General features: G+C 64.3%; 6 protein-coding genes. All 6 read left to right on the top strand.

The features are described 5' to 3' along the window. Positions 1 to 375: 375 nt before the first annotated feature. The 6 genes from ACR30Z_RS22195 to recN are packed head-to-tail and all read left to right on the top strand — an operon-like array spanning position 376 to position 7,067. Positions 376 to 2,217: a hypothetical protein gene (locus tag ACR30Z_RS22195; RefSeq protein ID WP_434374619.1), complete on the top strand. Its 1,842-nt coding sequence runs from the start codon at positions 376 to 378 to the stop codon at positions 2,215 to 2,217. Beyond that, positions 2,210 to 3,196 (top strand): HAD-IIA family hydrolase, encoded by a 987-nt coding sequence (locus tag ACR30Z_RS22190; protein WP_144652849.1) that lies wholly within the window; start codon positions 2,210 to 2,212, stop codon positions 3,194 to 3,196. Before ACR30Z_RS22195 ends, ACR30Z_RS22190 begins: the two co-directional genes overlap by 8 nt. Positions 3,197 to 3,205: 9 nt before the next feature. After that, positions 3,206 to 3,463, top strand: coding sequence for a hypothetical protein (locus ACR30Z_RS22185; protein WP_434374618.1), 258 nt, complete (start codon positions 3,206 to 3,208; stop codon positions 3,461 to 3,463). A 3-nt stretch (positions 3,464 to 3,466) separates the two neighbouring features. After that, positions 3,467 to 4,279, top strand: coding sequence for a TlyA family RNA methyltransferase (locus ACR30Z_RS22180; protein ID WP_144652847.1), 813 nt, complete (start codon positions 3,467 to 3,469; stop codon positions 4,277 to 4,279). 13 nt (positions 4,280 to 4,292) lie between these two features. Beyond that, complete coding sequence (locus ACR30Z_RS22175) at positions 4,293 to 5,324, top strand: NAD kinase (protein ID WP_434374617.1); 1,032 nt, start codon at positions 4,293 to 4,295, stop codon at positions 5,322 to 5,324. A 3-nt stretch (positions 5,325 to 5,327) separates the two neighbouring features. Further along, the gene (gene recN / locus ACR30Z_RS22170; RefSeq protein ID WP_144652845.1) at positions 5,328 to 7,067 is read left to right on the top strand and encodes a DNA repair protein RecN; all 1,740 of its coding nucleotides are present in this window, start codon (positions 5,328 to 5,330) and stop codon (positions 7,065 to 7,067) included. Positions 7,068 to 7,187 lie beyond the last annotated feature (120 nt).

The following is a 7,187-nucleotide window of genomic DNA, read 5'->3' as shown; positions in this document are numbered from 1 at the left end:
CACAGCGCCGATGGTACTGCACCCGGGAGGGTGTGGGAGAGTAGGACACCGCCGGACAACCATTCGAAGAGCCCCGACCACAGGTCGGGGCTCTTCACCTTTAACACCCACACACCAGGCAGGCAGACCCCGGGCGGGCGTGAACAGCGAACGTCCCCCCGCGGCTGATTGTTCCGGCGTCACTGCCACGTTGTGAGACTTGCCACGGGTGGCGCAAAAACACCCTCCGCGTTCTGGGGTGTTGGCGGGGTCGAATAGAATTGAACAAGATATACGAGCCGGGAGCTACGCGCTGCCGGCGGCGTGACAACGAAATAAGGGTTATGAGCGACTACGCACGCGCCAGTGGTCGGCTCGCAACAGGAGGAATCCACCATGGCTGAGCACAACGGCGGCAATCGCGGCGGCAATCGCGGAAACTTCGGCGGGAACCGGGACGACCGGGGTTCGTACCGCCCCAACAACAATTCCGGCGGAGATCCTCGTGGGTTCCGTTCCAGGGAAAACCGGGACGGCAATGACCGTCCCGCACGCGACGGCGATCGTCGCCCCTTTGGTAGCGATCGTCCGGCTCGTGATGGTGAGCGTCGTCCGTTTAACAATGACCGTGGGGATCGTAAGCCGTTCGGTGACCGCGATCGTAGCGATCGTCCGGCTCGTGATGGTGAGCGTCGTCCGTTCAACAATGACCGTGGGGATCGTAAGCCGTTCGGTGACCGCGATCGTAGCGATCGTCCGGCTCGTGATGGTGAGCGTCGTCCGTTTAACAATGACCGTGGGGATCGTAAGCCGTTCGGTGACCGCGATCGTAGCGATCGTCCGGCTCGTGATGGTGAACGTCGTTCGTTCGGTGACCGTCCTGAGCGCGGCCCGCGGAACTTTGACGGTCCCCGTCGAGACAGCGATGACCGCCGCCCGTTCAATAACGACCGCGGCGGCCGGAAGCCCTTCGGCGATCGTCCGGCACGTGATGGTGAACGCCGTTCCTTCGGTGACCGTCCTGAGCGCGGCCCGCGGAACTTTGACGGTCCCCGTCGAGACAGCGATGACCGCCGCCCGTTCAATAACGACCGCGTCAATAACGACCGCGGTGATCGGAAGTCATTCGGTGACCGCCCGGACCGTGGCGGCGAACGCCGCTCGTTCGGAGACCGCCAGGACCGCCCGGCACGCGATGGTGAACGCCGATCCTTTGGCGGCGACCGTGGCAATTCCTGGGAAGAGCGCCCGGCCCGCGTGCCGAACGCCAAGGATATCCGCAGCGCCAACCGCCCTGACCGTGAACGTTCGCCCGAGATCGATGAAGACGTCACAGGCAAGGAACTCGACCGCGCCACGGGTCACCAGATCAAGACCCTCGAAGAGCAGAGCGCAGGCTGGGTCGCGAAGCACCTGGTCATGGCAGGCCGCTTGATTGACATCGAGCCTGAGTTGGCGTTCCAGCACGCCCTCGCTGCCAGCCGACGCGGTGGCCGTCTCTCGGCCGTCCGTGAAGCTGTGGGTCTGACCGCCTACGCTGCCGGTCACTATGGAGAAGCCCTGCGCGAATTCCGTACGTACCGCCGCATCAGTGGGTCCAATGTGCATCTGCCGGTGATGGCTGACTGCGAGCGTGGCCTTGGCCGTCCGGACCGCGCACTTGACATGGTCCGCTCTCCGGAAGCCCAGGATCTTGATGCTCCGGGCAAGGTGGAGTTGGCGATTGTGGCGTCGGGGGCGCGCGCTGACTTGAAGCAACTGGATGCTGCTGTCAGCGAGCTGGAGATCCCGCAGTTGGACATCAACCGGGCCTTCTCGTATAGCCCGCGCCTGTTCCGTGCGTACGCTGAGGCACTGAGCGCTGTGGGCCGCAATGAGGAAGCTGACAAGTGGGCCCGACAGGCGCTCGTAGCCGAGAACGCTTTGGGTGTCGGCGACTTTGCGGAGCCGGAGATCCTTGACCTCGGCTGGGATGAGCAGGACGAGGAAGCCGCACGCAAGCCGCGCTTCCAGAAGCCGGCCCCGGAGGCCGACGTCGTGAAGGCCGAAACTGAAACGGTCATCGTGGAAGCCGCAGCGGCTGACGTTGATCACGATGATGTTGAACTGGATGACGCTGAGTCGGACTACTTCGAGTCGGATGACGCTGAGTCGGACATCGACTCCGTTGAAGACGAGGATGAGCACAAGGAAGCAGCAGAGGCTGACAACGAGGGCACCGAATCCCAGCATGGCTGATTCACTGATCTCATCATTTGATGCTGTCCTGTCCGATCTTGATGGAGTGGTCTACGCAGGACCGCACGCCATCCCTGGGGCTGTGGAGTCGTTGCGGCGTCTCGAAACTGTGGGCGTTGGCCTGGGTTACGTCACCAACAACGCATCCAGGACTCCAGCGCAGGTCGCTGCGCACCTGCGTGAGCTTGGTGCGCCGGCCGAGGACCATCAAGTGGTCAGTTCCTCCCAGGCAGCAGGGGAGCTTCTGGCTTCCATGCTGCCTGCGGGGGCGCATGTCCTCATCACTGGCAGCGCAGCATTGGCCCATGAGATCGAATTGGTGGGCCTCAAGCCGGTTCATAGCGCCGAAGAGTCTCCTGTAGCGGTGGTCCAGGGGTTCAACCCGGAGATCGGTTGGAAGGACCTCGCGGAGGCGTCGTACGTGGTGGCCGGCGGAGCCATGTGGTTCGCAACCAACACGGACATGTCCATCCCGCAGGCCCGAGGCATGGCGCCCGGCAACGGAACACTCGTTGCTGCCGTTGCGGCAGCCACAGGTAAAACACCCCTGGTGGCAGGCAAGCCTGAAGCGCCGTTGTTCCATGCGGCCGCCAAACGGCTAAAAGCCGATCGCCCACTGGTGGTCGGCGACCGCTTGGACACAGACATCCTGGGTGGCAATCGCGCAGGATTTGCGACGGCGGCAGTCCTCACCGGTGTTGACACCACCCACACCATCTTGGCTGCGCGGACCGACGAGCGCCCCGACTACCTGCTGGCGGACCTCGAGGGCCTTTATGCTCCCTATCCCGAGGTCATGGGCGACGCCGGTTCCTACCGATGCGGGGCAGCCTCAGCTGTGGCTGAAAACGGCACGGTGACGGTGACTGGTGACGCACACGACCTCGATGCGTGGCGCGCCGCGTGTGCAGCCTGGTGGGCTGCCGTCCCGGACACGTCGGTAGCGCAGGCGCCGAAGCTGGAATGGCGAACTCACTAGACTGGTGCGATGACCGAGCCCAACACTTCTCCGCTGCCCGAGACTCCCGGGCCCGACCTCGACGTTCAGTGGCCTGACGACGCCACACCCACCGGTGACGCACTTGTTGACAGGGCGCTCGGCTTGCTGGAAGGCGTCCCGGACTCCCCGGTAGCCGAGCATGGTGAACTGTACGCCGGGATGCATGACTCCCTGTTGGAGGCTTTGGATGCGGAGCCGGGGCTACCGGCCGCGCCGAGGCCCAACAGCCCGGAAGGCGATAGCTAGAGAATGGCACGACTCGATCAGGAACTCGTCACCCGCGGGTTGGCGAGGTCCCGTACCCACGCGGCCAAACTCATTAGTGATGGCAAGGTCAGTTCCGAGGGCCACGTCCTCGGCAAGGCTGCCCACCAGGTGGACCCCGATACGGAGCTCACGGTCCAAGCCCACCTGGAGGACATCTACGTCAGCCGTGCCGGACATAAACTCGCCGGTGCGCTGGAAGCCTTTCCCGCCGTCGTGGTCGCCGGAAGGCGGTGTCTCGACGCCGGTGCCTCCACCGGCGGTTTCACTGACGTGCTGCTTCGGCAAGGTGCGGCGCACGTGGTGGCAGTCGACGTCGGGCATGGACAGTTGGTGCCGCACCTTCGGGACGATTCACGCGTGGACGTCCATGAAGGTCTCAACGTCCGGTACATGAGCCCGGAACAGATCGGCGGCACGGCTGCATTGACCGTCGCGGACCTGTCTTTTATTTCACTGACGCTGGTAGTGGGGCCCTTGGCGTACTGCACCGAGCCTGGTGGTGACCTTGTCCTCATGGTCAAACCCCAGTTCGAAGTGGGCAAGGAGCGGCTGAGCCGGACGGGCGTGGTGTCGTCGGAGAATGAACGACGCCGTGCGGTTGCCCAGGTGGCCCGCGCAGCAGTGGATGCGGGGCTGGATCTACAGGACGTGGCGGCCAGCCCGCTCCCGGGTCAAGACGGAAATGTTGAATACTTCCTGTGGATGAAGCGCAGGATGTCCGCGGAGTTGCCTAAGATCGAAGAGCGGGACGAGCACGTTGCTGCGTTGATCAAGAAACTCTGGCCAAACCACTAGAAAGCAGAACCCGATGAGCAGGCGTGTACTGGTCCTTGCCCACACAGGGCGGGAGGAATCGCTACGCGCAGCATGGGATGCCTGTACGCAACTGCACTCTTCAGGCCTGGTTCCCGTGCTGCAGAAATCAGAACTTGCCGATATCGAGCGGTTCTTCGGTGCCTTGGATACGCCGATCGAGATTCTCAACGACCACGTCAGCTTGGAGGACGTGGAATTGGTCATGGTCCTGGGCGGCGACGGAACCATCCTGCGCGCGGCCGAACTGGTCCGTGAAGTGGATGTCCCGCTGCTGGGTGTGAACCTGGGGCATGTGGGTTTCCTGGCCGAAAGCGAACGGGCTGACCTCGCCCAGACGGTGGAGTGGATCGCGAGCCGCCAGTACACGGTGGAAGAACGCATGACCATCGATGTCCAGGTATGGATCAAAGGTCAAAAGATCTGGCATACGTGGGCTTTGAATGAGGCAGCCATTGAGAAGGCCAACCGGGAGCGGATGCTGGAGGTCGTCACCGAGGTGGATGAACGTCCCCTGACGTCCTTCGGCTGCGATGGCGTGGTGATGGCTACCCCCACCGGTTCCACAGCCTACGCTTTCTCATCGGGCGGACCCGTGGTGTGGCCCGAGGTAGAGGCCCTGGTCATCGTTCCCATCAGTGCGCATGCCCTCTTTGCCAAACCGCTGGTGGTGTCGCCGCGCTCCAAGCTGGCCGTCGAGATCATGAACCGGACGGACGCCCTGGGGGTGCTGTGGTGCGATGGGCGGCGGTCGGTGGACCTCCCGCCCGGTGCCCGTGTTGAAGTGACACGCTCGGCAACTCCGGTGCGGCTCGCCCGGACCCACAAAACGCCGTTCTCGGCCCGACTCGTCCGCAAATTCGAGCTCCCCATCCACGGCTGGCGTGGCCCGGCCCCCCGGAGCGGCGAAGTCCACACTGGTCCCATCCCCGTGATCCGGACCCTGTCGCCGGCTCCCTTGCCCAGTCCGCGGGATGTTGACAGTCCCCGGGACGGTGAACCTTCCGACCCCACGAATGCGAAGTGAACCATGCTTGAAGAACTCCGAATCCGTGACCTCGGCGTCATCACTGACGCCGCCCTGCCGCTGGGCCCCGGGCTCAGCGTCGTCACGGGCGAAACCGGCGCGGGCAAAACCATGGTGGTGACCGCCGTCGGGCTTCTCCTTGGCGCCCGTTCGGACGCGGGAGCTGTCCGGAGCGGCGCCAAGTCCGCCTCTGCGGAGGCCGTGCTGAAGCTCGATCCCGCGCACAGTGCCGTTGAACGCGCCAAGGAGGCCGGCGGTGAGGCCGAGGAGTTCGACGGCGTCGCAGAGCTCCTGCTGGCCCGCACCGTGGGTGCCGATGGGCGCAGCCGTGCTTACGTTGGCGGACGTGCGGCACCTGTGGGCGTGCTGGCGGAGTTGGGCGAAAGCCTGGTGGTGGTCCATGGACAGTCGGACCAGATCCGCCTCAAGAGTGCTACGGCGCAGCGGCATGCCTTGGACAGGTTCGCTGGAGCCCCCCTCGCCAAAAGCCTGGGGGAGTACCAGGAGCTCTTCAACCATTGGAAGGCCATCCAGGCCGAGCTCGAAACCTTGCGGAGTGAAGCTCGCGAACGTCTCCGTGAAGCTGAGTCGTTGGACGCTGCCCTCAAGGAAATCGACGATGTCGACCCCCAGCCGGGCGAGGACGAAACGCTCAAGGCCGAGGCCGTGAAGCTGGCGAATGTCGAAGAGCTGAGGCTGGCAGCGGCTGCGGCCCATGAATCTCTCATCGCGGAGGAATTCGGGGACGCCGGGGACGCAACCTCCATGGTGGATGCGGCAAAACGGACACTCGAGCATGTGGCCGAGCATGACGAGGAGTTGCGTTCTGCCGCTACCCGGCTTGCTGAAGTCGGGTTCCTCCTCAATGACATCGCGGCCGAGCTGTCCAGCTACCAGGCCGCGTTGGACACGGAAGGGCCGGAACGGCTCTCCGAGATCGAGGACCGCCGAGCCGCTTTGGCCAAGCTGATCCGCAAGTACGCCCCCAGCATCGATGAAGTGCTGGAGTGGGCAGCGGCCGCGAGGACTCGCTTGGACGAGCTGCAGGACGACTCAAGCCGTATCGAGTCCCTGGACGCCGAGGTGGCTTCTGCCGAGGGCACCTTGAGGAAGCAGGCGGCAACAATCAGCAAAGCCCGCCAGAAGGCTGCCAAGGACCTGTCATCAAGGGTCAGCGCGGAGCTGAAGGCCCTGGCCATGGCGGACGCCACGTTGGTCATCGAGGTGGACGGCAGCGGATCGTTGGGCCCGTGGGGCACCGACGAGATCGCCTTCCTCCTGCGGCCGCATTCGGGCGCTCCCGCCAGGCCACTGGGCAAAGGGGCGTCAGGCGGTGAACTCTCCAGGGTGATGTTGGCTATAGAGGTGGTTCTGGCAGCTGTGGATCCCGTCCCGACTTTCGTCTTTGACGAAGTGGACGCGGGCGTTGGCGGCCGGGCCGCCGTCGAAATCGGACGCCGCTTGGCCATGTTGGCCCGCCACGTCCAGGTGCTGGTGGTGACCCACCTGCCCCAGGTGGCTGCTTTCGCCGACCAGCACATCCGCGTGACCAAGACATCCGTGCGGGGCTCCGACGGAAAGACGACCACAGGATTCACCTCCAGCGACGTGCAGTTGCTCAGCGACGACGAACGTGTCAAGGAACTTGCCCGCATGTTGGCCGGGCAAGAGGATTCCGAGTCTGCGCAGGCCCACGCCCAGGAACTGCTGGACGACGCGAAGCTCCTGCCCCAGCGCGCCTAGCCGGCTCAGGCAGGAGGGTTTGACCGACGTGCCCACAATCACATCGCAGCACTTGGTCCGGCCCGGCTCTTGATTGGAACGCGGTCCTGGGCAACTATTGACCATTTGGGGAATCGAACC

It is taken from the genome of Paenarthrobacter sp. FR1, assembly GCF_051106045.1.
GTDB classification, from domain to species: Bacteria; Actinomycetota; Actinomycetes; order Actinomycetales; family Micrococcaceae; genus Arthrobacter; species Arthrobacter nitroguajacolicus_A.
Note: the sequence above shows the minus strand (reverse complement) of the source record. Positions and strands in the feature narration are given on the sequence as shown.

Coding starts and splice junctions, on each gene's coding strand:
- ACR30Z_RS22175 (WP_434374617.1), top strand. CDS start 4,293: ATGAGCAGGCGTGTACTGGTCCTTGCCCACACAGGGCGGGAGGAATCG.
- ACR30Z_RS22185 (WP_434374618.1), top strand. CDS start 3,206: ATGACCGAGCCCAACACTTCTCCGCTGCCCGAGACTCCCGGGCCCGAC.
- ACR30Z_RS22195 (WP_434374619.1), top strand. CDS start 376: ATGGCTGAGCACAACGGCGGCAATCGCGGCGGCAATCGCGGAAACTTC.
- recN (WP_144652845.1), top strand. CDS start 5,328: ATGCTTGAAGAACTCCGAATCCGTGACCTCGGCGTCATCACTGACGCC.
- ACR30Z_RS22180 (WP_144652847.1), top strand. CDS start 3,467: ATGGCACGACTCGATCAGGAACTCGTCACCCGCGGGTTGGCGAGGTCC.
- ACR30Z_RS22190 (WP_144652849.1), top strand. CDS start 2,210: ATGGCTGATTCACTGATCTCATCATTTGATGCTGTCCTGTCCGATCTT.